24 protein-coding genes are annotated in these 24,425 nt (G+C 38.3%); 7 read left to right on the top strand and 17 right to left on the bottom strand.

Annotated elements, in window-relative coordinates; genetic code table 11:
- Positions 1 to 90: 90 nt before the first annotated feature.
- Positions 91 to 558, top strand: coding sequence for a DinB family protein (locus tag FLEMA_RS69360; RefSeq protein WP_044171814.1), 468 nt, complete (start codon positions 91 to 93; stop codon positions 556 to 558).
- 76 nt (positions 559 to 634) lie between these two features.
- Positions 635 to 1,123 (top strand): DinB family protein, encoded by a 489-nt coding sequence (locus FLEMA_RS69355; protein ID WP_044171812.1) that lies wholly within the window; start codon positions 635 to 637, stop codon positions 1,121 to 1,123.
- Between the two features lie 25 nt (positions 1,124 to 1,148).
- On the opposite strand, the gene FLEMA_RS69350 is transcribed toward FLEMA_RS69355, so the two are convergent.
- The 7 genes from FLEMA_RS69350 to amaB all read right to left on the bottom strand — a co-directional run bounded on the left by FLEMA_RS69350 (position 1,149) and on the right by amaB (position 9,789).
- Entirely contained in the window at positions 1,149 to 2,492 is a 1,344-nt protein-coding gene (locus FLEMA_RS69350) for an outer membrane beta-barrel protein (RefSeq protein WP_044171810.1), read from the bottom strand.
- Positions 2,476 to 3,030 carry an RNA polymerase sigma factor gene (locus tag FLEMA_RS69345; protein WP_044171809.1) on the bottom strand — a complete coding sequence of 185 codons (555 nt, stop codon included), beginning with the start codon at positions 3,028 to 3,030 and terminating at the stop codon, positions 2,476 to 2,478. Before FLEMA_RS69345 ends, FLEMA_RS69350 begins: the two co-directional genes overlap by 17 nt.
- A gap of 110 nt (positions 3,031 to 3,140) precedes the next feature.
- Complete coding sequence (locus tag FLEMA_RS69340) at positions 3,141 to 4,451, bottom strand: hypothetical protein (RefSeq protein ID WP_044171807.1); 1,311 nt, start codon at positions 4,449 to 4,451, stop codon at positions 3,141 to 3,143.
- A 191-nt stretch (positions 4,452 to 4,642) separates the two neighbouring features.
- Positions 4,643 to 5,815, bottom strand: coding sequence for a PepSY-like domain-containing protein (locus FLEMA_RS69335; protein WP_044171805.1), 1,173 nt, complete (start codon positions 5,813 to 5,815; stop codon positions 4,643 to 4,645).
- Positions 5,816 to 6,143: 328 nt separating this feature from the next.
- Positions 6,144 to 7,199, bottom strand: a complete 1,056-nt coding sequence (locus tag FLEMA_RS69330) for a saccharopine dehydrogenase family protein (RefSeq protein WP_044171803.1) — start codon at positions 7,197 to 7,199, stop codon at positions 6,144 to 6,146.
- 112 nt (positions 7,200 to 7,311) lie between these two features.
- Positions 7,312 to 8,232, bottom strand: coding sequence for a DUF1338 domain-containing protein (locus FLEMA_RS69325; protein ID WP_044171801.1), 921 nt, complete (start codon positions 8,230 to 8,232; stop codon positions 7,312 to 7,314).
- Positions 8,233 to 8,262: 30 nt separating this feature from the next.
- Positions 8,263 to 9,789 (bottom strand): L-piperidine-6-carboxylate dehydrogenase, encoded by a 1,527-nt coding sequence (gene amaB, locus FLEMA_RS69320; RefSeq protein ID WP_081681318.1) that lies wholly within the window; start codon positions 9,787 to 9,789, stop codon positions 8,263 to 8,265.
- Positions 9,790 to 10,091: 302 nt separating this feature from the next.
- On the opposite strand from amaB, the gene FLEMA_RS0120435 reads away from it, so the two are divergent.
- Together FLEMA_RS0120435 and FLEMA_RS69315 are read left to right on the top strand one after the other, a co-directional pair.
- Positions 10,092 to 10,532 (top strand): GNAT family N-acetyltransferase, encoded by a 441-nt coding sequence (locus FLEMA_RS0120435; RefSeq protein WP_026995934.1) that lies wholly within the window; start codon positions 10,092 to 10,094, stop codon positions 10,530 to 10,532.
- A gap of 218 nt (positions 10,533 to 10,750) precedes the next feature.
- Entirely contained in the window at positions 10,751 to 10,999 is a 249-nt protein-coding gene (locus tag FLEMA_RS69315; RefSeq protein ID WP_044171796.1) for a hypothetical protein, read from the top strand.
- 327 nt (positions 11,000 to 11,326) lie between these two features.
- Here FLEMA_RS69315 and FLEMA_RS0120415 read toward each other — a convergent pair whose 3' ends face one another.
- The 8 genes from FLEMA_RS0120415 to FLEMA_RS69280 all read right to left on the bottom strand — a co-directional run bounded on the left by FLEMA_RS0120415 (position 11,327) and on the right by FLEMA_RS69280 (position 17,990).
- Positions 11,327 to 12,700 (bottom strand): nicotinate phosphoribosyltransferase, encoded by a 1,374-nt coding sequence (locus tag FLEMA_RS0120415; protein ID WP_026995933.1) that lies wholly within the window; start codon positions 12,698 to 12,700, stop codon positions 11,327 to 11,329.
- 40 nt (positions 12,701 to 12,740) lie between these two features.
- The gene (locus FLEMA_RS76135) at positions 12,741 to 13,622 is read right to left on the bottom strand and encodes an NUDIX domain-containing protein (RefSeq protein ID WP_052354096.1); all 882 of its coding nucleotides are present in this window, start codon (positions 13,620 to 13,622) and stop codon (positions 12,741 to 12,743) included.
- Positions 13,623 to 13,655: 33 nt separating this feature from the next.
- On the bottom strand, positions 13,656 to 14,357 hold the full coding sequence (locus tag FLEMA_RS69305) for an NUDIX hydrolase (protein WP_052354399.1): 702 nt from the start codon (positions 14,355 to 14,357) through the stop codon (positions 13,656 to 13,658).
- A gap of 343 nt (positions 14,358 to 14,700) precedes the next feature.
- A complete protein-coding gene (locus FLEMA_RS69300; protein ID WP_044171792.1) occupies positions 14,701 to 15,444 on the bottom strand; it encodes an SGNH/GDSL hydrolase family protein in 744 nt (247 codons plus the stop codon).
- 13 nt (positions 15,445 to 15,457) lie between these two features.
- A complete protein-coding gene (locus FLEMA_RS69295) occupies positions 15,458 to 15,958 on the bottom strand; it encodes a GNAT family N-acetyltransferase (protein WP_052354095.1) in 501 nt (166 codons plus the stop codon).
- A gap of 114 nt (positions 15,959 to 16,072) precedes the next feature.
- Entirely contained in the window at positions 16,073 to 16,540 is a 468-nt protein-coding gene (locus FLEMA_RS69290) for a GNAT family N-acetyltransferase (RefSeq protein WP_044171790.1), read from the bottom strand.
- Positions 16,541 to 16,613: 73 nt separating this feature from the next.
- Positions 16,614 to 17,396 (bottom strand): PhzF family protein, encoded by a 783-nt coding sequence (locus FLEMA_RS69285; protein WP_044171789.1) that lies wholly within the window; start codon positions 17,394 to 17,396, stop codon positions 16,614 to 16,616.
- Positions 17,397 to 17,498: 102 nt separating this feature from the next.
- Positions 17,499 to 17,990 carry a MarR family winged helix-turn-helix transcriptional regulator gene (locus tag FLEMA_RS69280; RefSeq protein ID WP_052354094.1) on the bottom strand — a complete coding sequence of 164 codons (492 nt, stop codon included), beginning with the start codon at positions 17,988 to 17,990 and terminating at the stop codon, positions 17,499 to 17,501.
- A gap of 387 nt (positions 17,991 to 18,377) precedes the next feature.
- On the opposite strand from FLEMA_RS69280, the gene FLEMA_RS0120265 reads away from it, so the two are divergent.
- On the top strand, positions 18,378 to 18,563 hold the full coding sequence (locus tag FLEMA_RS0120265; RefSeq protein WP_026995928.1) for a hypothetical protein: 186 nt from the start codon (positions 18,378 to 18,380) through the stop codon (positions 18,561 to 18,563).
- Positions 18,564 to 18,594: 31 nt separating this feature from the next.
- Here the strand turns inward: FLEMA_RS0120265 and FLEMA_RS69275 are convergent, their stop codons facing one another.
- Together FLEMA_RS69275 and FLEMA_RS69270 are read right to left on the bottom strand one after the other, a co-directional pair.
- A complete protein-coding gene (locus tag FLEMA_RS69275; protein WP_044171787.1) occupies positions 18,595 to 19,551 on the bottom strand; it encodes a YheT family hydrolase in 957 nt (318 codons plus the stop codon).
- 15 nt (positions 19,552 to 19,566) lie between these two features.
- Entirely contained in the window at positions 19,567 to 20,181 is a 615-nt protein-coding gene (locus FLEMA_RS69270) for a YigZ family protein (protein ID WP_044171785.1), read from the bottom strand.
- A 185-nt stretch (positions 20,182 to 20,366) separates the two neighbouring features.
- On the opposite strand from FLEMA_RS69270, the gene FLEMA_RS0120215 reads away from it, so the two are divergent.
- Together FLEMA_RS0120215 and FLEMA_RS0120205 are read left to right on the top strand one after the other, a co-directional pair.
- Positions 20,367 to 21,944: an NFACT RNA binding domain-containing protein gene (locus FLEMA_RS0120215; protein WP_026995926.1), complete on the top strand. Its 1,578-nt coding sequence runs from the start codon at positions 20,367 to 20,369 to the stop codon at positions 21,942 to 21,944.
- A 430-nt stretch (positions 21,945 to 22,374) separates the two neighbouring features.
- On the top strand, positions 22,375 to 24,048 hold the full coding sequence (locus FLEMA_RS0120205) for a sodium/sugar symporter (protein WP_026997778.1): 1,674 nt from the start codon (positions 22,375 to 22,377) through the stop codon (positions 24,046 to 24,048).
- Positions 24,049 to 24,425 lie beyond the last annotated feature (377 nt).

Genomic DNA, 24,425 nt, shown 5'->3' with positions numbered 1-24,425 from the left:
AAAGACTTTTACGAATCCATTTTCTCTTTTTTATTACTAAATAATTACATGGTTCAGTAATCAGGAAATTAGTTATAACTCATCAGCAATATGCAAGACGTTATTCATAAACTCTACGATAGAATTATACTGGTTCAAGCTTTTTGGGAACAACTCTCAGAAGAACAACGTCGGGCCAAAGCTTCTCCCGAAAAGTGGAGTATCAAAGAAGTACTAGGGCATTTGGTCGACTCTGCACAAACGAATATTCGCCGTTTAATCGTTGGGCAGTATCAGGCTGAAGCTCATATTGTGTATCAGCAAAATCATTGGGTACAGGCAGCAGACTATCAGCATTATGATAGCCAAAATCTTATGCTATTATGGGTTTTACTCAACAAGCATTTTGCTCAGGTACTCAACAAACTTCCTACCGAAAAGTATGGTGTTTTGACTAATTGGGGCAAAAATGCTATTCCTAAAAACAAAGAGAAGGATTTGGTGTCGCTTGAATTGGTGGCTTACGACTATATTCAACATTTAGACCATCACCTTCGGCAAATGGGTCTAAATATTTAAGTTACAAAGTATTGTAGAAGTCATTTTATTTAGGCATTTTTATCAAACAATCGTTTGATAAAATAAAAATTTGATTATGGACTTTATACAATTTATACAAAAGGGGCTTAGCAATAACAATGCGAAAGTTGCTAAAATTTATCAGGATGTATCTCCAGAAGAATTGTTTTTCCGACCTTACAGCAAAGTCAATCATTTAGCATGGGAGTTGGGGCATATCGCTTTTGTTAGAAATACACTTATTAAGCTGCTCAATCCCGATGAAAAGTTGAGCTTATTTAGCAACGAAAAGGTCATTTTTGCTCCTAAAACACCTTTACAACCTAACGAGGTATTTCCACCTTTAGAAGAGCTATTGAATGCTTTTAGCCAAAGAGGCGAGCAACTATTAGTGCTATTATCGCAAGCATCGCCCCAACATCTGGCTTCTGTAAGTCCATTTAATTTGCCTTTTGTGGGTGTTACGGTTGAAGAACAATTGAGTACTTTTTTTCTCCACGAGTACCAACATTTGGGTGAGATAGGTTATCTCAAGAATATTATTACCAGATTACGATTTGAATAAGATATGCTAAATCAGTGCCTAACCACTATTTTATTTTGAAGTGCATACCAATATTAAACCCAATTTTATTAGGACGAACCAGCAAGAGCGAACTTTCGTCGGTATGGTTATTGAGGGCAAAACTCAATGTTGGCTCTATAAATAAATAGGCGTTGTCTCCTATTTGGCGGCTAACACCATAGCCTATATTCAAGAAGCTATTAATTTTGTTTTTGCCATTGAGCTGCATATTTCCTTCCATTCCCAAGCTTAGGTGGTGGCTTAGTGCCTCGCCTTTGAGGAAAGTGTACTGCAAATCAAAGCGAGTTCCTAAATAGTGCGTAGAAGTAGCATAAACTTTGTTGATTTCGGCAAATGCTACATCAGCTACTTGGCTGTCGCTTGGCTTGATCACCAGCGAGTCGGTACGTACCTGATAACTAAAACTTTGGCTCGATTTGGTATATGATAAACCCGTTTTTAACTTTAGTTTTTGGCTTAGCGTAAACATAAGCCCAGCCTGCAAATACACACCTATACGGCCAGCATCGTCATTTACTACTATATCATGAATATAATTGTTGTCGCCACTATTGGGTGTAATAGTATAATAATTAACCAATGGCATAGCACTCATATAAAACGATACAGGTTTACTTTCTTTAAAATACCTTACGGTTTTGCGTTGGCTAGCCTTTATTTTGGCTTTATTAAAGCGTACCGCTAAATCACTAAAATCTTTTTTGTTGAGCAAGGTTAAATAATCTTCCGATGGTTTGTCGGTAGACATGAGATTGTACTCAGGCAAGGTCGTTGTAGCACTTGGTTTATCTTGTACAATACCTATTCCTAGCCCTTGCTTGGTTGTCGTACTGTTTGGCAAACGCTCAGATGATTGCTTATTTGTTGCTGTCCTTTTGGCAAAATATTTTGCTATCTCTCTTTTTGAGCTAGTAGCAAACGCCTGTTTTTCTGCTAAACGAATACCCGAGTTTTCTGTAACACCATCAGCGATTTGATATTGCTTACTGCTTGGGTCGAGTGTTTCTTTTGTGTTTGGTGAGGCTATCGTTGAGCCATTGAGTTGGCTTGAAGGAGTTGCCAATATGTGTTTTGGATTATATTTTTGGGGAGAAAAGATAGTTGCTATTGAAGTCAATGTATTTTTTTCATATTCTGTTGGATCAAGCCACAATAAGCCCATTACAAACAGCACCAAGGCAGCAACTGAAATAAGTTGCCACGAAATGAGTTTGATAAAAGAAGGTAAAGGTAGCTCAGGAGCTATCTTTGCCCAAAGCATATCGTCAACGTCCGACTCGAAATCTTGAAATCGGTCATTAAAAAAATCCTCTAAAGGGTCTTTTTCGTCATTATTGGATACGTTCATAGCTGACAATTCCCAGTTTTTTTAATTGCTTTCGCAATAATTCTTTTGCACGAGACAGTTGTGATTTGGATGTATTTTCACTAATTCCCAGCATATTGCCTATTTCGACATGATTGTACCCATCTATTACATACAGGTTAAAAACCATCCGATAGCCGTCGGGAAGTTGGTGAATAAGAGCTAGCAAATCTTCATTGGAAAGTGCTGCTAGAATATTAGGGTAATCATCATTGCTTAGTACAACTGCTTCATAATCTGTATTTTGTTGAAATTTTAAATTTGAATGATAAAAATTTATGGCTGTGTGAATAACGGTTTTACGCACCCAAGCCCCTACGGCTTCGGGTTTTTCGAGTGACTTTATATTGTTGAAAATCTTGACAAATGCTTCTTGATAAATATCTTCGGCTTCCTCTTTACTACGTGCATAACGGCGACATACACCCATAAGCTTACCTTTGTACATATTGTAAAAGGCAGTTTGGGCTTTTCTATCATTACGCTGGCAGGCTCTAACTAACTCCTGTTCATTTATCATTCAGTTGGCAATTAGCTTTTTATACACAATTTCACAAGAAAGACTCTCCCGAAATTCGGGAAAGCCTTTAACTTCAAACCACTTGTATAATTGTTTACGAATCCAAATGACTATTTTTTGATTTTCACCTTAAAATTGGCTTTGAGGGTTTTTCCATTGGTGGTAATTACCTGAATTTTAAATTCATCGTCTCTGTCTTTCCCTTTATCTTTATCGTCACTTTTTATTTGGAAATATATTTTTTTACCGACTACTTTGGCTATTCCGTGTGTTCCCTGCGACACAATGCTTACTTCGCTTACTTGGGTACACAACGATAGGTACAAATAGTACGGTATTTCAAAATCATTGTATTGAACCTTGCTCTCAGATACTTCCATGACACCATTGTCAAACGTCTCGTCGCAAGAAATAGGTTGTAACAAGCTAATTTTTACCCATACAGGCTCAGACACTTTACCTGTTGAGTCGGTTAGGGTATATTCAAAGCCATCTTCTACGTCGTTTAGATTGGCTGGCAATAGGGTAGTTTGTATTTTGTATTCTACCTTAAAGTCGGACGAAATAGTGGCTGTCCCGTATTGGGGCTTTTTGCTTATTTGCAAACTTTGAGGTTTATAAACAGTACACAGGTTGTCGTTGGCCAAGACATCTAATACCGCTTTTTCGACTCTGTTTTTGGCTATTAAATAATAGTTGGGTAACAAATACGGATAACAAGGCCGAACCGTAGCTCCATGAATATCCAACTTTATAGCGGCTGTCATACACACGGGCGTTGACCCACCCGAACACACTTTATAGAACAATATATCTATGCCATCGTAGTCTTTGGGGGGCAGATACACAATTTTATTATTTTGTATTTGGGCTATTCCTTTAAGCGGTGCTTGGGTAATCTGCAAGCTTGCCGAATCTAAGATGGCATTACAATAGCGGTCGTTATGCAGGACATCTAGTATATGAACTTGTCCGTTGTTGTTTACCTGAAAAAAATCTGGAACTACGCCAGCATTACAGGGTATTCGCTCGGTATTACTCACAATTTTTACCCAAACACTATCTTTCTTTTCTTTCTTGGTATCTACATTCATGACCTTAAAAACCAACAAATCCGTTGCCTCCGAAACTGTAGAATCTGGAAAATAAATAATAAAATTGCCATTTGCCGAAAAATAAGCCTTTCCGAAAGTGCCATTTTTCTCTATTTTTAGCGCATTTCCTATGGCATTTTTCAAGAAATCTTTTACACTAATTATTCCCATATTGTTGGGTGTAGTATAAAGTGTTCGGTTATCCCAAAGCATAGCAGTATTGTTTGTTGGTACAACAGGCTTTATATCGTCCTTGATTTCATCACAAGCACTCAAAAGCCCGACCAGCAATATTACTGCTATCCAATATCTTTTAATGTCAATCATTTTAGGTACTTATTTATTGAGTGAATTAGTGATTGAGAGGGTTGTGAATAAGTAAGTTAGTTAGAGAATCGTACCTAAGAACTAGTGCATAATTAGGTCAAATTAATTTTGATAAATAATGGTTTACCTTCTCGCCTACAAATACTCATTCAGTTGTAATTCACTCAATTAACACCCACTCAATAACAAACTCACTCTCCTTTCCTTGCCCATAAAAACTTGCCGTCTTTGTCAAAATACACATGGTATTTGGTATTATCTACTTTGATATGTACATAATACGCTTCGGCAACACTATTTACCTGATATACAACTGCTTTGTCGAGTGTCCAGCCAGTGTAAGTAGTGGTTAGGTATGTTTTGATAGCGTCGGGTAGTTGGTCGAGCGTTATTGTAACATCTTCAAATTTGGGTAATTTAAGTTCTAGTTCGCTACTTTTTAGCAACTGCCCATTGGTATCAAATACCAGAGTTACTTGCTTTTTGTTGTTCGATAACAAAATATAATAAGAATCAACTACTCCATTTTTGCTAATAACAGTTCCTTTTTCGTATTTCCAGCCAGCATAATTAGTTTGAATGTAAGTAGCAATTGTAGTAGGCAAATCAGCTTGCTTCAACGATTTGTCTTCTATTTTTCGAACCTCAGCTGTATAAGTATTGGTTTTAAGAAGTTTTCCAGCATTGTCGAACGAAAATTCGTAGTAAACACTGTCTTTTTGAGCCAATACAAAATAATATTTATTACTCGTAGAATCGGCATTGACGGCTGCTTTTAGGAAAGTATAACCTGTCAGTTGGTCTTTGATGGTAGTGGGCAGGTCGTCGTATGTACTCTGATAAAACTTTCGCTCCTTCCCTTTATGATTACCAGCTCTTTGAGGTTCTTTAAATTCAGCTACAAAAACACCATTGGTATCAAATACCACCGTGATTTTTTGGTTGTTGTATTCAATCAGTACTTTGTATAAAGTATTACCGTCAGCATCTGTTCCTTGCCCCAGACGCTCTAATTGATATCCACTGTAGTTGGTTGATAAATACGTTTTGGCAGCGACTGGCAAAATAATTTTTGTACTGTCGTCCGATACCTTGAAGCTACTTAGTACAGCTCCATTAGCCGAAACGGTCAGTTCTACGGTGGTATTACTTATTTTTAGGTCTACACCATATACTTTATTGTTGTCTAATGCCGAATAACTTACCTGTGTTGCCTGCGGAAATTCCCGCAAAACGGTAGTTTTAACGGCCGAAGGTACAGTCGTGGCCGAAGCGTCGGCGGGCTGCTGAATAGCCAATTGTTCTGAGCAACTTGCTAACAAGCCTAGGCCAAAAATGGATACACAAAATACTATCTTTTTCATGGTTTAACGGACATAATAGCTGTATAAATAGAAGATAATAAAGGAATCAGAAATTGGCCTATTTCGATATACATTATTATTGACTTATTGATACAGACTTTGTTAAGGATGTGAGCTAGTGGTAGAGCTAGTAAAATATAATCAAGAAATACACTCACCAGTTACAACAAAATTTGCTCACTTAATTGAAAAGAGATTTACGAAATATATTTCACTCTTATTGACAAGACGTTTTTGAGAAGGGTTGCATAGGTTGTATTTTTTATCCAAAAAAAAAACTATCCAACATAATTGTTAGATAGGGATTTTGGAGAAAAGTCAGCAATATTTATTTGAAAAACTGACCAGTAGTAGTATTTAGTAAGCTTTCTAACGAAATTTCTTCTTGCTTAATAAATCCATTTTGTGGTAATTTGCCATCGGCAACAAGCTCGACAACAGCCACAATAGAAGCGGCGGTTGTCCACGAAATAGCTCGCCAGTGTTGTCCGTCGATAATTTTAGGAGAATAGGCATGATAAAACTCTTCTCGTTCTAGGTGGTCGTTTTTCCAGCCCTCCACTACGGCATATACATATACAACGTCCTCTTGAACAGGTGGTTTGGCTTGTGTCAAAATTTCCTCTATCAACTCACGGCGGTCTTTTAGAATCAATTCATACAACAAAAAACGCATTAATTTACCATGACCCGGGTATCGGATAGTCTTATAATTAAGTGTATCTACTTTGCCCGAATAGGTTTCGCACATAGTACCCAAGCCGCCCGAAGTACTAAAGGCCTCAAACTCCATTCCTTCAATATTGATAGTTTCGAGGCCATCCAATGCCGATACCAGTTTGGTTTTGCCATTATGAATTACCTCACAGTCGTTGATGTACTCATTGATAACCCCCGCAGGCGACCACGTAAACGAATAGCCCAATAAACCGTTGGGATATTTGGGCAATGCCCCCACACGCAACTCTATGTCACGCAGGCGAGTAAAGCGATTGGCAAGGTCTGCCCCAACAATTCCAATAAACCCTGGTGCTAGCCCACATTGTGGTGCTAAAACCCCTTGGCTTCCCTGAGCGGCCATTGCTCGAATAGCGGTAGTGGTGGGTACATCTTCGGTAAGGTCAAAATAATGTTTTCCTGCCTTATAAGCTGTTTGGGCAATTGCCAAATTGAGGTTGTAAGGCATACACGATACCACAGCATCGAAGGTTGGGATAAGTTCTTCTAACAAAGCACGGTTGGAAACATCACCTTGTATGGTAGGAAAAGCTACCGAAACAGCAGGAACGTTTTTGTCAAGTCCTGTTACATCAAAACGTTTGGAAAGTAGCACGCCAACTAGCGAGCCTACTTTGCCCATACCAATAACAAGTATTTTTTTCATAGAGAAGAATCGCTATCAATGAGGGCTTTTACAATGTAGTAAAGCCCTGCATTAATAACTTTGTTTGCTGATAAGTGATAAAGATTATTGAAAACTGTGGAGTTGGGTCTGCTTATCTTTTGGTCATTTCAAAAAGATTAGTAGCCTGTTCGCCCAAAAATCCATCGAACCATACTGATTGACCATCCTCTTGCTGGATATAGTTGCGTTCGGCTAATTCATAATACGCATACGACCACAGCAAAGAGCCTTCCGAGCCATCGGCCTCTATTACAGGGCAAGGCTCGTCAATAGCTTGTGTCGAGCTTTGGCGTAATTTGCTACCTTTTGCTCCTTCAATTGCTGGCTTGATAGGTACACCAGCATTTTCGAGAGCCTTCATCGTTGACTCAATATCATTCCATTCGGGTACATGCTGATGATTAATATAGGCCGTAAAGTGATTAACAGCATTGCCATGCAAAAGCGTCCATGCTGCAAATTGAGACTCTTGATTGACCGCCAAAATAGTAGAACGTTTGGCAGGTGACCACGGCCGAGCAAAGAATTTTACCAAGGCATTTACCAGAATATTGGCCTGAGTATCGGCTAAAGCTTTTTGCTCTGCCAATTTGGCCAATAATATACGAGGTTCGCCAGCCAATAAATCAACGGCATTGGCAACTGCTTCATTAATAAGTTCTTGGGTTGTTTCCGACAATTCGCTTACCTCCAATTGTGTTACAAAAAACTTAGGGAAATTGATATTGGTAGGATGCTGATAATGGAAAGAATTCAAGTGTTTTGATGGAAACGAATAAGGGGCTATTTTTTCATAACCCAAACTTTCCAGTACTTCCGAAATAGCTTCGATACCCGATTTTTGAGCTCCAGTCAAAGTATTGAATGTTCTGAAGGCACAGTGGTCGTTTACAACATTGCCACCTTTGGCCAATACCATATCGGCATATTGTTGGGCATAGGTTACTCTTTGGCAATAGTTTTGCCAAAGTTTACTCATCAATTCTTGTGTTATGATTTCTTGACTTTTCATGCTTTAATATTATTGAGGTAAATATTCTATTTAAAAATCAAATTTGATACCTTGAGCCAGAGGCAATGTATTGCCATAATTAATAGTATTGGTTTGGCGACGCATGTAGGCTTTCCAAGCATCCGAGCCAGATTCACGCCCGCCGCCAGTTTCTTTTTCGCCACCAAAAGCCCCACCAATTTCGGCTCCCGAAGTACCAATATTGACATTGGCAATACCACAGTCTGAGCCACTTGCCGACAAGAATAACTCTGCTTCACGAATATTGAGGGTAAAAATAGCCGACGATAGCCCTTGAGGTACATCATTTTGTAAGGCAATAGCTTCTTCTAAAGTTTGGTACGAAATCAAGTACAGAATAGGGGCAAAAGTTTCGTGCTGTACTATGGCGAAATGGTTTTTAACTTCGGCAATACAAGGTTTGACATAACAGCCCGACCCATAACCTTCGCCTTCTAGTACATGGGCATCGATAAGCATTGAGCCACCTTCTTCTTTTACTTGTTTGGCTGCGTAAAGATAGGCCTCTACTGCCTTTTTGTCTATCAAAGGCCCTACATGATTATGAGGGTCGAGCGGATTCCCAATTTTCAATTGCGTATATGCTTTTAGCAAACGCTCTTTAACTTGCTCATAAATGGCTTGGTGAACAATAACTCTCCGTGTAGTGGTACATCGCTGCCCAGCAGTGCCTACCGCACCAAATACAATAGCAGGAATAGCGATATTCAAGTCGGCTTGTTCTGTAACAATAATGGCGTTATTGCCGCCAAGTTCTAGCAGGCATTTACCAAAACGCTCGGCTACTTTACTTCCTACAGCTTTTCCCATTCGGGTCGAGCCTGTGGCCGAAATCAAGGCGATACGTTTATCCGATACCAACCAATCGCCTACAGGGGCATCGCCCGAAATAATACTAGAAAGCCCTTCAGGTAATTCATTTTTGCGAAGTACACCACTGATAATATGTTGGCAAGCAATAGCCGTTAGAGGTGTTTTTTCGGAAGGTTTCCAAACACATACATTGCCACAAACCCAAGCAATCATGGCATTCCACGACCATACCGCCACAGGAAAGTTGAAGGCCGAAATAATACCTACTATGCCTATGGGATGCCACTGCTCGTACATTCTGTGGGCAGGGCGTTCTGAGTGCATGGTTAGTCCATAAAGTTGTCGTGACAAGCCTACGGCAAAATCACAGATGTCGATAATTTCTTGAACTTCGCCCAAGCCTTCTTGGAGGCTTTTGCCCATTTCGTACGATACCAATTTGCCTAAGGCATCTTTGTGAGTACGAAAAGCCTCGCCCATTTGTCGTACTATTTCACCACGCTTGGGTACGGGTACGGTTTTCCACAAATGAAAAGCCTCTTGGGCTTTTTTCACTACCGTTTCATAATCAGAAACAGAAGTTTGATATACTTGTGCAATCAAATCACCATCGACAGGTGAAAAAGAGTCGATAACAACCTCACCCGACGACCACGATTTTAGGCCAGTACTGGTACCATGATTGAGGTGAGCAATACCAAGTGAGTTTAATATTTCGTGCATAGCTTTCAATATTTTGTTTTCAGAAGGCAATACGATATAGCCCCTAATTTTATTAGGATATAATTAAGATTACAAAAATGAGGACAGAATTGTCGCTGAATTGATTTTTTCGAAATCTATGCCCAAATATTGTAATTTCCAAACGTTTGTAATGCCCCAAAACCTATATTGCTATACGTAGTGTTATTTGTAAAATATTATTATTCTAAGACCAAAAAATTTTAGGATAGCCTAAAATTTGGAAGCATGGTATTTAACTTAGATGAAAAGTATATTTGTGTTTGGAAAAAAAAATAAAAAATATGCAAATTTCTATTCAACAAGGTAGCCTCAACGACGTTCAGACAGTTACAAATGGTATTCCCGAATTTATTAATCCGCATTCTATCGAGGAATATCAACGGCGTTTTGCTCTGGCATCTCATCATCTTATTTTGGTAGCCTACCACGAAAACCAACCCGTTGGCTTCAAAGTTGGGTATCAAAAAGACCTTGATGGTTCATTTTATAGCTGGATGGGAGGGGTATTGCCTGCTTATCGTCAAAATAAAATCGCTAAAAAATTGGCTGATGCTATGGAGCTTTGGGCCAAAGAACAAGGTTTTACAAGCATTATTTTCAAAACACGTAATAGCTTAAAACCAATGCTGATGTTTGGGTTGTCGAATGGGTTTTATATTATAGATTTTGAAAAAAGAGAGCCAATTGAAGCAAGTAGAATACTTTTACAAAAATTTTTATAATTTTTTTGCTCCTATATGCAACGTTGACGATTCATCTTGCATCTTATAGACAAACGTCGCAACCACTTATCCTAAAAGATTACCTTTTATCCAGATTTTGTAAAGAAAAACAGTACTATGTATTGCATAATACTATACAAAACACATAACTTTGAGTTGTAATTCTAAATCTAATAATTCGACTAACGATATAAGTAAAACTTATAAACCGACCAATCATGAGAAAGCTCATTTTTACTTCTATTTTATCTTTGATTATATCGTTTAGCTACGAGTCGTTAGCCATTGGGTTTCCTCATAATTTATTAGCCGTAAAAAAGACGGAGAAAAAAGAAGTTAAAGCCAAAGATAATAAAACCCAAACGGCTGTTAACCTTTCTAAGAAAGCTATATCGCTTAAAGACAGTAGGTTGCTAAAAATGAGTGGTTTGTTGATTTGCTTTATGCTAAGAAAAGAGGAAGAGTAACAATTACTCTTTTATGCTGAAATACAGCAAAATTACACTGATTCTTGTGGCAACAAAACATACACAAATCAGCCCTGAAGGCCGATAATGTGATAGGTAGTTGTATGCCTTATAAATAAAGAATTTTAAATTTAGTTTTGGTTTAAGGATTCATTGTAGCGACTTCTTGTAGAGGCCGCTACATTCGTTTTAAGGCTTTTGAATCTTTTAGGAATTTTAATACGCTTATAACTATGTATATACGAAGGTTTATCAAGTTTTTTTCTGTAAACCTTCGTATATAAAGTATGTATAAATGCTATCTTTTATCTAAGTATATAGTTATGACTAAACATTGGCCTGATTTTTAACTTCGTCAAAGGTAAATTCTTTTATAATTTCGCCATTTTCAAAAACTGTTTGGAGCAAATCAGCCCCATCCTCATCTTGATTGACAGTTTGGTAATGGGTATCGTTCAAAATTAGTTTGAGTCGTCCTTTTTTACTTTTTTTGCCGTGGTCGGTAATAGGGTCTTTAAATACCAGACGGTCTTCGCCATTGACAGTAGCACAACTGCATTTGAAGGCAAATTTTTGGGTATCTCGGTGTACTTTTTGCAACAAAGCCCCACCCATACCAAAAGTAATGTTGTCGGCACTCCAGCCATTGGCAGCCAAGTTTTCCAATATTTCTCCAATACTCTCGTAGTTGACACCATCGCCTTGAATAACCCTTATTTTAGGATTGAGTACTTTATATCCTTTTGAGTTGATAGTATAACCCAGTTTTTCGCCCAAAATTTCGGTTACCCGTAATACCACCTCTTTAGGAATACCACTGTCGGGGCGTACAACTAAAGTGCCATTACGTTGAAGAATTTCATCTTTTAGGGCTTCACCCCAAAGTTTCTCGCAAGCATGATACACATCGTAGCTGTCGCTTACAACTGCCACTAGGCCTTCTGGATATTGCTGAAGCATATTGCGGTAGGCATCCAACTCGCCATCTTGTGTCCAACTCGTAATTGTACTATGCTCAGCTGCAGGAATACTAAACCCAAACATGCTATTGCTTTGGTAATACTCCTGAATGAACGTTAGGGCAGCTACGGTATCTGTACCCATAAAGTTAACTAAGTGGGCAGCTCCGCCAATACTAGCACTTTCAACACTACTAACCCCCCTAAAGCCAAAATCGTGTAGCTTGAAATCAATAAGGCTAGGGTCTCCGGTTTGTTCGAGGTAATCTAAAATAAGGTTTTTTACGGCTTTACTGGTAGTAGCTACTGTACATGGATACCAAAGTTGTACTAAGAGGGTTTCTAGAAAATTACTTAGCCAAAAACACTCGGGATCGGTATTTTCTACGGTCATTAGTACATTGTGAGTTGGAATAACACTTCCTTCTGCAACTGCCTTGATACGAATCGGTAGGCGACCTTGGTGTTTGTCTAAAATATACTGCCATCCTTCACGATTAAAGAGCGTGTCGGTACCAAAATGGGCGGCATACAATTGGGTAGCTTGGTCTATTTTGGCTTGTGTAACCACCTGACCAGCTAAATATTCTTTGAGTAAATATTGTAAACCAAAAAAAGTAATGTAGTCAAACTTTCCTCCTCGGCTTTCAAAGTAACTATATATTTGGCTTGTTCCAGCAGGATATTGTTTATAATGGCTCAGTTTGTAGCTATCTGTAAGTAATAAGATATTGTTTTTCATACGGAAATATTTTTGAAAATGAATAGAATCTGAAATCGGTTTAGCGATGTTGGATAAAAAGCCGAAATAATACCTGATGCTCTGTTACGAAATCTTCTTGGCTGAGCTGAGCTATTTCAAACCACTGTAATTCAGCTATATCATCTTGTGCCAATGGAACACCCTCTTGATAGGTTGCTTGGAAAAGTGTGGTAATAATTTTGTCTTCTTCGTTTTTGTATCGCCAGTCGTCTATTCGGGCTGTTCCAATATATTGTATCTGACTGAGCTTGAGGCCAGTTTCTTCTTGGGCTTCTCTGAGGGCAGCTTCCTCAAAACTATTGTCGGTTGGGTCTACAAAACCGCCAACAAACCTAAAGCGTGTTTGATTGGGCTTTCTGCCTAGAAGTACTTTTTGGTTGTGAACAATAGCAATATCTACTGTTGGAAATACCTTGGGGTATTGATTATAAGCGGCAAAAATTACACCTGCCCTAAAATCGGGAGAGGCTTTTACTTCTTGACTCACATCTTTACGCATTTCTGTTCCCGAAATATTAGTAAAAGGTGCTATTTCTTTGAATGAAAACTGGCCAGAATACGCATTAATAAAACTATCTCGACCGCCATATAGCAATACTTTGCCTACAGGACAGGCTTCTCGAATGCGATTGTCGAGCTCTTTGCTCCATTTTTCATCTGAAAGCATATCGGGCAACGACAAAACCGTTGTGGAAGGGAAGCTCTGCAAAATCATTTCTTTGCGAGTTACAAAATCGAGCGGGTTTTTCTTGGTAACCAATACAGGACTTACGCCCAAAAAAATCAATACTCGTTTATGAGCTTGATATACTTTTTGGATAAGTTCGAGATGTGCGGTGTGTAGGGCAGCTACCTGAAACCTGCCAACAATTACACCAATTTCATATTCGTCAGTTTGCATAAATGAATAAAGTTAAAGGTCATTTGAAAGGTGTTAAATAAGCTCTAAATAAATACCCTCTTGGGTGAGTTGTGTATATTTTTCCTGTGAAAATTCGTAGTAAAAGGCGGCTTTGTGAGCTACATTTTGCTGTTTTTCGTTAAGCTGGTTGAGTAAACCCGTCGAAATAATTTTTTTTCTGAAGTTCCTCCTATCAAGGCTTTTGCCAAGAATAGCCTCATATAATTGCTGTAGCTGAGGAATCGTAAATCGGGTATCTAACAACTCAAAACCTATAGGCTGATAGCGTATTTTGCCTCGTATTCGTTCTATGGCTTTGTTCAAAATAGTATTGTGGTCAAATGCTAAATCATGGATTGCGTCTAAGTTTTTCCATGCTACCTGTAATTCGTTGTTTCCTGCAATAACCTGAAAGGCTGAGGTTTTGACCAAACCCATATAGGCCACCGAAATAACCCTTTCTCGGGGGTCGCGCTGGGGCTGCCCAAATGTATAAAGCTGTTCAAGATAAATCCCATTGATACCACACTCTTTTTGTAAAACCCTAGCTGCACATTCTTCCAAACCTTCGTTTTCTAGTACAAATGCTCCTGGTAAAGCCCATGCCTGAGCAAAAGGCTTGGCTTTTCGTTGTACCAACATTACCTTTAGGCTTGTGCCGTCAAAACCAAATAGAATACAGTCTACTGTAATTGCTGGATGTGGATATTTATAAATGTATTGTGTAGTTGACATATTCATTGTGTTTTTTTTACACAAAGGTAGGGGTTGTGAAATAAAACACAAGTTTTTTAGTGTAAATATTACGCAATGGTAATTTGTTTGTAGACTAATTCATTAATAATGAATGTTTTGATAGAACTATATTTTCTGACGAATCGACTGGCTAGTTCATATAGAGGAGGTTAACGTAGGTACAAAATAATTCTGAATTACAGAGGGTTTTGATAAACTTGCTTACAAACTTTTCTGTATCAGTGCAAAGTTTTGGGTCATTGTTTGGCCAAAGGGGTTGGTACTTGCAATTCAGGATTCCTACTTATGTTTTTCAATAGAAAATTGCAGAAAAGTAGAGCTTTTAGATTAATTGTTTTTGATAAATAAACTGAGCGATAGACTCACCCCAAATTTGGTAGGCTTTTCCTGAAGGATGAACCCCATCAGAAAACATTTCTTGTGGATTGCTGATAATGAATTTTTCATCATGAAAATATATTTGCTCAAATAAGGGAGCAAGCTGGCGGGCTATTTGGGTATGAAGTGCTGTAAGGCCACCCAAAACCCAGTTGAGGGGAGGAGGAAAGGCTGGAAATTGACCAACTGGAGGTAGATTAGCAATAACAATAACGGCTTGAGGCTGGCGTTTTTTTAATATTTGTAGTAATTGTTTTAAATCATGATGCCATTTTTGGGGAGAATTAAGCTCGAAAGTATCATTGCCACCCAACCCGATAAGAATTAGGTCGAAAGGGGTATCTGGAATAATAGGAACCAATTCGTCGAAAACTTTTTGGGCAGAAAAGCCACTTTTGGCTACAACTTCCCAAACCACCGACTTTTGGTAGAGCTGACTAAGGCGTGAGGCAAATTTGCCAATAATACCTTCTTGATGTGTGTCGACACCCACGCCTGCAAAGGTAGATTCGCCCAGAGCCAGTACTTTGATAAAATCGGTAGATGCTTGCTCAAAAATACCTTGTGGATTGATAGCTTCGGGTAAACGAGGTACAGTGGCTTTTACTTTTTTGCCTTGCCAAATTAGTAAGGGCGTTAGTGGTATCATCAGAATACCTCCAATAATAAATAAAAACTGAGCAAACATATTAATAGGAATTTTAGGGGTTCAGAAAAAGAATCATGGATTCTTCATCGGCAAAACGATTGCCGCCTAGCTGAATGGCATCTTTTTCAAACGAAAATAACTCAAAACCTTCAGAATGATAGAGTTTTTTGGCAATATGATTTTTGGCTGCTACTGTTAATACTATTTGACGGCAATCGCCAAGCGCTTTTACTCGTTTGATTACCTCTTGAATAAGCTTACGCCCAATACCTTGTCCAGCAGACTCAGGTACTACATACATTCTGAACAACAAGCCTTTGTGGCGTAATTTCAACCGATTTTGTTCTCGTTGAAAACCTACCGTACCCAACATTTCGCCTTTGTCCGAATAGGCAATTAAGGTAAAGCTGTCGGCTGTATTTTGGGTTGGGAAAGGTTCATGCCTTAAATCTTGTGGAGCAATACGAAAAAAGTCAGCATGCTCAGTAATACCTCGTTCTAGCAACTGGTAATACTCAGTTGCTTTTTCGGTATGAATGGTTTGGATATACATTAGAATATAGGAATATTAGAAGAAAATTGCTGTATGATTGGAGCTTTAGGCGTTTTGCCCTGTCAAATAGAGGAAGCATCAATAGCCTAAAGCTCGTAGCCATAAAATATCGTACTAAAATACGATTTGCATTTTTATATCAGCCCTAGAATAGGGCGTTTCACCCATAGGGATTTCTACAAACCCCAATTTGCTATACATCGTAAGAGCTGGCGTTAGCTTACGGCTTGATTCTAGCCAAAGAATTTTTGCTCCAGCTTTTTGAGCTACTTCTATGGTATAGGCACACAAAGCTTTTCCAGCTCCAATACCTTGGTATTTTGGACTTACGGCCATTTTGGCTAACTCAAAATCTGTCGCTGAATTTTTGACCAACGCTACTGTTCCCACTACTTCGTTTTGATATATAGCAAAAAAAATCTGTCCACCTTTATCCAAAATATACATTTCGGGATTGTCGAGTTGCTCTAAATCGTGTGGCTCAACCTTAAAGTATTTTTGAATCCATTCCAAATTGAGATTTTTGAAGTGTTCTTTAAAAATCGGCTGGTATTCAGCAATTTGTACGCTTGGAGAGTTCATGTTGTTGCGATTTTAATAGTATTTTGATAGGTACAAGGCATTTTGTTTTAATCATCAGCCAGTAACCAATAAACTAAATCTCAATAATGCCCTTTAAATAGAGTGTTACATTTCCTGCAATTTTTACCCGATTGTCTGCTAGAGTACACCATAATTGGCCTTGGCGAGGCGATACCTGCAAAGCTACTAAGTCGTTTTTATCCAATGTTTTTGCCCAATAAGGTATTAGTGTAGTATGTGCCGAGCCTGTTACGGGGTCTTCGTCGATACCACACTGAGGGCCAAAAAACCTAGATACAAAATCTACATCATTTCCTTGGGCTGTTACAATAACACCACGGGCAGGCACTGTTGCCATAAGCCTAAAATCAGGCTTGAGGTTTTTTACTTTTTCTTCGTTTTCTAGAACTAACATATAGTCTGTTTTGCCTTTAAAGCAAGCTATGGGCTTGATTCCCAGCGAGCTGACCAATGCTTCGGGTGTTTGGGTGGTAGTTAGTTCATCAACGGGGAAATCTAATTCTAATAAATCACCTTGTTTTTGAACCTTCAAAATGCCACTTTTGGATGTAAACTCAATAATAGTGTCGGTATAGCCTTCAAAATTGAAAATGACAAATGCCGTTGCTAATGTGGCATGTCCACACAAGTCAACTTCTACCGCAGGGGTAAACCATCGAATATGAAACCGTGAGCCTTCTTTTACATAAAATGCCGTTTCGGCAAGGTTGTTTTCAAGGGCAATTTGCTGCATTAGTGAGTCGGGTAGCCATTCGGTTAAGGGACAGACAGCCGCAGGGTTTCCTCCAAAAACCTTCGATGAAAAAGCATCTAGTTGATAAATCGTTAATTGCATATTGTACAAAATAAAAAGAGTGAATGAAGTTCTAAGTAATCAATAAACTTATATGAGTATACATAATGAAAATGACTTACCAAAAAGGAACTAATAAGTGTTCTAAGCTTTATCAGGAATGCCTATTTGCTCTTTATAGTATTTGATATAGCCATCTTCCAGAAAATACTGTTCGAAGGCTTCGAGGGCAATCAGTAAATTATGTTGTTCTTTTTCGATAAGCTGCTGATTGACAGCTCGAATATTGGCCCATATTTCTTGGAGCTGTGGCAAAAAAGCCCATCCTTTTTCAGTAAGTTTTAAAATTCTTTTTCTAGCATCATCAGGCGATTTTTCGGAAGCAACCCAGCCTTTCTTTTCTAGTTCTTTGGCAAACTGAATAACCGCAGGATGCGAAATTTTAAGAAAATCGGCGGCTTCCATAATTCCGAGGCTTTCTTTTTGTGCTAATAAATAAAACAATGGAAACCACTTGGGTTCAAAGTCGATACCATGACTTTTGTAGACTTCAACGGCTTTTTTAAATACCATATCTGCCAGTCGCTTCATTCTACTACCGATGGCCAATGGGCCTAGTTCTGAGATTAAATCCATTTTTTAGTAACTGGTTACGTAATTAGTTACGAAAGTAATTATTTTTTCTTTTACACCAATAAAAACAACCTTTTTTTCTTTTAAGTATATTGAAAAAGTACTAAGTTCGTATCAGCCAAGTGGCTGACAATGTGTCCATTTGGTGTCGATAGCCATTTGCTGGTGGGGGTAGGTAGATAATAGAAGAGCAGTTGTTATGATTAATAAGGAAGCTGTTTCAACTTGGTGTCTACAAATCTTGGATATTCTGCACGGCACCAGAAGTGATGAATATAGTAAGCCTTTGTCTTAGGGTATTACAGTAGCTTTTTATAGAAAATGCTGACTAATATTTTGTCGTAAAGTTTTTAAAATATACTATTTTCTCATTTCTACAATCAAATTTCTATGCAAAAGGCTAAATTATATTTGCTGTATGGCTTTGCCATCCTAAGTTTAATCAATATTGGGATTGACCTATATTTTGATGAAGCGTACCATCAATACTATCGTATGGTGGGCTGGTTTATTACTGGTTTTTTTGTTGCAGGCTTGGTGGTGTTACAAATCCGTGAATCTTTTACCAACAAGTAAGTCTGTTCAGTAATTTGGGTGTCCAAAACGATTATTCTGTAGCAAAAGCCAAAGCACGGTAATCACTCCAGTAAATACCATCTGGATTAGGCGTATAAAAACCACAGTGTCCGCCGTATTGCGGAAATTCAGAGTAAATATATTCCGATTGTCGAGCAATATCTAAAATAGCACAGCTTTCAGATAAAACAGGATCGTTTTGGGCATTCAGAATCAAAGAAGGAATACGGATTTGTTCAACAACGTGTATGGCACTACAGCGATTGTAATAGTCTTGGGCATTGCGTAAACCATGTAAAGGGGCGATATAATGTCCTGTAAATTCATCGAGGGTTTGGAATTTTTCAAATTCAGCCAACCATTTTGAGTCAATAAGATGTGTGCGTTGTAATAAGAACTGGTGAAGTTTATTTTTGAAACGCTTGGTATAAAAACCCTTTTCACCCATGGCATCTACGCTTCCTTGAATATCGGTTGGTACAGAAATAGCAATGACTTTTTTGATAACATCAGGAATTTGAGAACCCTTTTCGCCAGCATATTTGAGGGCTATATTACCACCTTTGCTATAGCCAACCAGTACAATCTGTTGGTAGTTTGTATGGCTCATAACATGATTAATTACCGATTCGAGGTCGTCAGAGCCTCCATGTGTGGTTACTCTTTCTAGGCGGTTGGCTTCGCCACTAAGCCCACGATGATTCCAGCAAACTGTATCCCAGCCCGATTGATTAAAAAGCTTGGTTGCTCCCAGAATGTACGGTCGGGTAGAGTTTCCGAGAAAGCCATGTGTAAAAATCACCAAAGCACTGCTTGGCAATAAGCAATAACTCCAATCTAAGTCCAAAAAATCGCCATCGTTAAGCTCAATTCTTTGTCGCTCGTACTGAATACCTTTTACTTTGCGAAGGGTACTAGGATAAATCGTAGAAAAGTGGGCATTTTTCCAAATACCACGGGCTTGATACGATGATGGAATAAGGGGCATAATAATGGAGTTGGGCTAGACTGTTGCTACAAAATCTATGGTAATGTTGTCGATTTTTTCGAGTTTGCCAATCACCTGATTCGTCATGTTTTTACGAAACTCTAAGGTAATAGTACATTGATTATCAAATTGTTGGTTTTTTATTTTTAGGCCAAATTCTTTGACTACTTTCATTACATCGTTCATTTGAATAAACTCAAAACTAACGTCATATATTTCGTTAACTGTTTTTTCGATAACTTCAGCATTGGCCAAAGCTTCTAAAGTGGCTGTTTTGTAGGCATTAATCAGGCCTGGAACACCCAATAAAGTACCTCCAAAATAACGTACAACTACTACCAAAATATTGGTAATATCTTTCGACAATAATACATTCAAAATAGGCTTTCCTGCTGAGCCTGCGGGTTCGCCGTCGTCGTTTACCCGAAAATTGGTTTTATCTTGCCCCAGTCGAAAGGCATAACAGTGATGAACAGCTTTAAAATGTTCTTTCTTTAATATTTCGACCAATTCTTTTACTTCACTTTCTTGTTCGATAGGGTAGGCATAGGCAAAAAATTTACTGCCTCGGTCTTTAAAAAGCCCTTCTGCTGTAGTAGTGATGGTTTTGTATGTATCTTCCAGTAGCATATAATCCTCTCGGTCTGATGAATTGACAAAAATACATAAAGTCTGGCAGAATACAGAAAAGTTGTAATTCACTAAGAAACCAAGCGGAGGAGAATACCTATTTATTTCTCTGTACAGTTTTTAACGTACCTTTGTACAAAAATGATGTTGTCGGTAGTAATACCGATAGCCCAAGCGATAAAATTATGCAAACGAATTATTATTTCCTTCGTCAGTTATCAAAACGATTAGAGCAGGAACTTACAGGGTTGGTATTGGCCGAATGTTTTTCGCAAGAAAAAGACGAGCTAGTTTTGGGGTTTTGTACCGATGGAAAACAGTGGAAAAAGAAACGAGAATTTTATATAAAAGCGGTATTACATCCCGATTTTGCGTGTTTGAACTTCCCCGACGATTTCCGTCGAGCTGGTCGAAACTCGGTCGATTTATTCAAAGAGTTAATTGGTGCTAAGGTAATAGGCCTGCATCAGTTTTTGAACGAGCGGGCTTTTGTCCTGTATTTTGAGAATGATTTTAGCCTATTATTCAAAATGTACGGCAATCGTTCTAATATCATTTTATTTGAAGGAACAGAAGTACTCGATTTGTTTCATAACAAATTGGTAGTAGATAATAACTTGGTACTTGGACAACTCGACCGCCCAATCGATCAAAGTTTTGAGGCATTTGTAGCAGCCGAAGGACAAGTGAATAAGCTATTTCCGACTTTTGGGAAAGAAATCGTTAAGCAGATAAACAGCCAAATTACGCTATTACAAAACCCTACCCTAGAACAACGCTGGGCCATTATTCAGGCTATTGTGTACCAATTGGAACAAAGTGCTTTTTATATAAAAACCATTGATTATCAGCCAGTTTTGTCGATGCTAGAAGAAGGTGGCGATTTAGTGAAAAAGGTAGAGGACCCCATTCAAGCCAGCAACGAACTGTATTATTCCTTTGCGAAAGTAAATGTTTTTGACAAAGAAAAAGGGCAGATCATCAGGCATTTACAAAAACAGATTCATCGGACACAGGTGTATATCGACAAATCGTACGCTCAGCTATCGGGATTAGAAGACGACATCAAGCACGAAGAAATAGCCAATATTATTATGGCCAATTTGCACGCTATTCCCGAACGTACCGAAACCATAGAACTATATGATTTTTATAGAGATAAACCGCTAAAAGTTCGTCTAAAACCCGACCTTTCGCCTCAGAAAAACGCAGAGAATTACTACCGAAAATCGAAAAATGAAAAAATAGAGATTCAAAAATTGATGGAAAATATTGAGGCAAAAGAAGAAACCCTTCAAGAGTTTCAGCAACATATAGCCAAGATAGAACAAATAGAAACGCTTCGAGAATTTAGAAAATATATCAAAAATAATGTGTTGGAACAAACCGACAAGCAGGCACTAACGGTACAAGATTTGTTTAAATATGTCAACTTTCAAGGCTGGGAAATCTTGATTGGTAAAAATGCCCGCAACAACGACTTGCTAACTCAGCGGTACGCCCGCAAAGAAGACCTTTGGTTGCATGCTCGTGATGTATCGGGTTCGCATGTGGTAATTCGTCGGCAAGCAGGCAAGAAATTTCCTGTTTCGGTAATAGAAAAGGCAGCAGCTTTGGCGGCTTATTATTCAAAAAGAAAAAATGATTCGCTTTGCCCAGTGATTGTTACACCCAAAAAATATGTACGAAAAACCAAAGACCTTATTGAAGGACAAGTAATTGTAGATAAAGAAGAGGTCGTTTTGATAGAGCCGAGTTTGTGATGATGGGGCTGTTTCAACTTGAAAATACCCATAGAGTACACTGGCGAATACCTCAAAAAACCTGATTCAAAGGGGGTGAATCAGGTAGGGTAATTACACCTAAAACTAAGTTTAAACGGCTTATGTATTAATTCAATGATAATTTAATGTTTTTTATTGAAAAGTTTCAAAAAGAGGAGATCACTTCTTAAATTTGTTCGACTAGAACAGTATAGAACTCTAAAAGTAAATGTGCAATCATTTGAGCATGATAAATATTTGGCTTAAATGGCTTATTTCGGAATAATTGGGTAAGTTTTTGTATAATACCCATACATATTTCAAGTAAATAAATACCGAATTGCATATTCCTTTTGGTGTAAAAATTGTAACTTTCAGATTCAAAATTTAATTTATCCCTGAATTATTAACTAAAAAATCAACTCAACCCATGCACAAAGGACTACAAACCCTTGATTATCTGGTATTTCTCGTCTATTTTGTAGTTGTGGCTGGATATGGCTACTGGATTTATCAAAAGAAAAAATCAAAAGAAGCTTCCTCAACCGACTTTTTCCTAGCAGAAGGCTCTCTTACATGGTGGGCTATTGGTGCATCTTTAATCGCTTCAAATATTTCGGCAGAACAGTTTATTGGTATGGCAGGCGACGGCTTTGAAAAAGGCTTGGGTATTTCGACATACGAATGGATGGCAGCCGCTACTTTGATGATTGTGGCTATTATTTTTATGCCTATTTATCTGAAAAATAAGATTTTTACCATGCCCCAATTTCTGAAGCAACGTTACAATTCGACAGTAAGTACGATTATGGCGGTGTTTTGGTTAATTTTATATATTGTCGTAAACCTTACATCGATTTTGTATTTAGGAGCATTGGCTATTACTACTATTTCGGGTATTGATTTTACTTTGTGTATGTGGTCGTTGGCATTTTTTGCTGTGATCATTACGCTTGGAGGTATGAAAGTAATCGGTTTTACCGATGTTATTCAAGTATTCTTTTTGATTTTGGGCGGCTTGTGTACAACATATTTGGCTTTGACGTTGGTGTCTGAGCAATTTGGTTCGGAGGGTGCTATTGCTGGTTTGTCACAAATGTTCTCTAAAGCCGACGACCACTTCCACATGATTTTCCCGAAAGGCTCGCCACACTATCCTTCATTGCCAGGCCTAACAGTATTGGTAGGTGGTATGTGGATTGTAAACTTGAACTACTGGGGATGTAACCAATACATTACTCAACGAGCACTAGGTGCCGACCTCCCTACAGCACGTGAAGGTATTTTGTTTGCGGCATTCTTAAAATTATTGATGCCCGTAATTGTGGTATTACCGGGTATTGCAGCGTATGTACTGTATTCAAACGGTATGTTCCAACAAGAAATGATGGGAGCCGATGGCCTAGTAAACAAAGACCACGCTTATCCAGTATTGTTAAACTTGTTGCCAGTAGGCTTAAAAGGACTTTCTTTTGCTGCCCTAACAGCCGCTATTGTGGCATCTTTGGCAGGGAAAGCCAACTCTATCTCAACGATTTTTACGCTTGATATTTATAAGAAGTTTATCAATAAAGAAGCTTCAGAAGAACAATTGGTAAAAACAGGCCGTATTGTTATTGTGGTAGCTATGGTGATTGCCATCTTTATTTCTCCATTTTTGGGTATCGATAAAAAAGGTGGGTTTCAGTATATCCAAGAATATACAGGTTATGTGTCGCCAGGTATTTTTGCCGTATTCTTGCTAGGGTTTTTCTGGAAACGTGCCAACTCGGCAGGAGCTTTGGCTGCTACTATTGGTGGGGTAGCTATGTCGTTGTTGCTAAAAGAATTGCCCGAATTAACAGGTTGGTTTGATACGCCTCTGTATTCGACTTTTATAGATGGCGATGGCAAACACATTATTCCATTCCTAGACCGTATGGGATTAACTTTCTTGTTTTGTGTGATTTTGATGGCGATTCTTGGTTTGGCTGACCCAGCTACCAAGCAAAACCCAAAAGCATTGGAAATCGACCCTTCTATGTTCAGAATGAAACCAAGCTTTATGGTAGGTGCTTCGATTGTACTGGTTATTATTATTGTATTGTATACCGTATTCTGGTAAAATACCATACCGATTGATATGAAACATGAGTCATCCCAAATCTAGTGAATGTGTGATTATTTTTGAAGATGATTTTTACCAGTAGAGACGCGATGCTTTGAGACTAAAGATGTGTCACTCTGATATTTAACATAAAAAAGGCGTTCGGAATCAGTTTTTCGAACGCCTTTTTTATCAATACTCCCTGAATTTCTCTCATTTGAGCAAATGATAAGCCACATCAAAATTCATTAGACGACCTACCTTATGAATCCCAACAAACACAGATAAGAGGTTTCTTTTAATATTACTTAAAATTTGGAATGACTCATGTTTTTTGGTGGCACATACACTGCGAATACCTACACAACAAAGCCAATACCCAAATAATGTGTATT

It is taken from the genome of Flectobacillus major DSM 103, assembly GCF_000427405.1.
Classification (GTDB): domain Bacteria; phylum Bacteroidota; class Bacteroidia; order Cytophagales; family Spirosomataceae; genus Flectobacillus; species Flectobacillus major.
Note: the sequence above shows the minus strand (reverse complement) of the source record. Positions and strands in the feature narration are given on the sequence as shown.

Excerpts from the sequence above, each read along its gene's own strand:
- FLEMA_RS69360 (WP_044171814.1), top strand. The coding sequence starts at position 91 with ATGCAAGACGTTATTCATAAACTCTACGATAGAATTATACTGGTTCAA.
- FLEMA_RS69355 (WP_044171812.1), top strand. The coding sequence starts at position 635 with ATGGACTTTATACAATTTATACAAAAGGGGCTTAGCAATAACAATGCG.
- FLEMA_RS69350 (WP_044171810.1), bottom strand. The coding sequence starts at position 2,492 with ATGAACGTATCCAATAATGACGAAAAAGACCCTTTAGAGGATTTTTTT.
- FLEMA_RS69345 (WP_044171809.1), bottom strand. The coding sequence starts at position 3,030 with ATGATAAATGAACAGGAGTTAGTTAGAGCCTGCCAGCGTAATGATAGA.
- FLEMA_RS69340 (WP_044171807.1), bottom strand. The coding sequence starts at position 4,451 with ATGATTGACATTAAAAGATATTGGATAGCAGTAATATTGCTGGTCGGG.
- FLEMA_RS69335 (WP_044171805.1), bottom strand. The coding sequence starts at position 5,815 with ATGAAAAAGATAGTATTTTGTGTATCCATTTTTGGCCTAGGCTTGTTA.
- FLEMA_RS69330 (WP_044171803.1), bottom strand. The coding sequence starts at position 7,199 with ATGAAAAAAATACTTGTTATTGGTATGGGCAAAGTAGGCTCGCTAGTT.
- FLEMA_RS69325 (WP_044171801.1), bottom strand. The coding sequence starts at position 8,232 with ATGAAAAGTCAAGAAATCATAACACAAGAATTGATGAGTAAACTTTGG.
- amaB (WP_081681318.1), bottom strand. The coding sequence starts at position 9,789 with ATGCACGAAATATTAAACTCACTTGGTATTGCTCACCTCAATCATGGT.
- FLEMA_RS0120435 (WP_026995934.1), top strand. The coding sequence starts at position 10,092 with ATGCAAATTTCTATTCAACAAGGTAGCCTCAACGACGTTCAGACAGTT.
- FLEMA_RS69315 (WP_044171796.1), top strand. The coding sequence starts at position 10,751 with ATGAGAAAGCTCATTTTTACTTCTATTTTATCTTTGATTATATCGTTT.
- FLEMA_RS0120415 (WP_026995933.1), bottom strand. The coding sequence starts at position 12,700 with ATGAAAAACAATATCTTATTACTTACAGATAGCTACAAACTGAGCCAT.
- FLEMA_RS76135 (WP_052354096.1), bottom strand. The coding sequence starts at position 13,622 with ATGCAAACTGACGAATATGAAATTGGTGTAATTGTTGGCAGGTTTCAG.
- FLEMA_RS69305 (WP_052354399.1), bottom strand. The coding sequence starts at position 14,357 with ATGTCAACTACACAATACATTTATAAATATCCACATCCAGCAATTACA.
- FLEMA_RS69300 (WP_044171792.1), bottom strand. The coding sequence starts at position 15,444 with ATGTTTGCTCAGTTTTTATTTATTATTGGAGGTATTCTGATGATACCA.
- FLEMA_RS69295 (WP_052354095.1), bottom strand. The coding sequence starts at position 15,958 with ATGTATATCCAAACCATTCATACCGAAAAAGCAACTGAGTATTACCAG.
- FLEMA_RS69290 (WP_044171790.1), bottom strand. The coding sequence starts at position 16,540 with ATGAACTCTCCAAGCGTACAAATTGCTGAATACCAGCCGATTTTTAAA.
- FLEMA_RS69285 (WP_044171789.1), bottom strand. The coding sequence starts at position 17,396 with ATGCAATTAACGATTTATCAACTAGATGCTTTTTCATCGAAGGTTTTT.
- FLEMA_RS69280 (WP_052354094.1), bottom strand. The coding sequence starts at position 17,990 with ATGGATTTAATCTCAGAACTAGGCCCATTGGCCATCGGTAGTAGAATG.
- FLEMA_RS0120265 (WP_026995928.1), top strand. The coding sequence starts at position 18,378 with ATGCAAAAGGCTAAATTATATTTGCTGTATGGCTTTGCCATCCTAAGT.
- FLEMA_RS69275 (WP_044171787.1), bottom strand. The coding sequence starts at position 19,551 with ATGCCCCTTATTCCATCATCGTATCAAGCCCGTGGTATTTGGAAAAAT.
- FLEMA_RS69270 (WP_044171785.1), bottom strand. The coding sequence starts at position 20,181 with ATGCTACTGGAAGATACATACAAAACCATCACTACTACAGCAGAAGGG.
- FLEMA_RS0120215 (WP_026995926.1), top strand. The coding sequence starts at position 20,367 with ATGCAAACGAATTATTATTTCCTTCGTCAGTTATCAAAACGATTAGAG.
- FLEMA_RS0120205 (WP_026997778.1), top strand. The coding sequence starts at position 22,375 with ATGCACAAAGGACTACAAACCCTTGATTATCTGGTATTTCTCGTCTAT.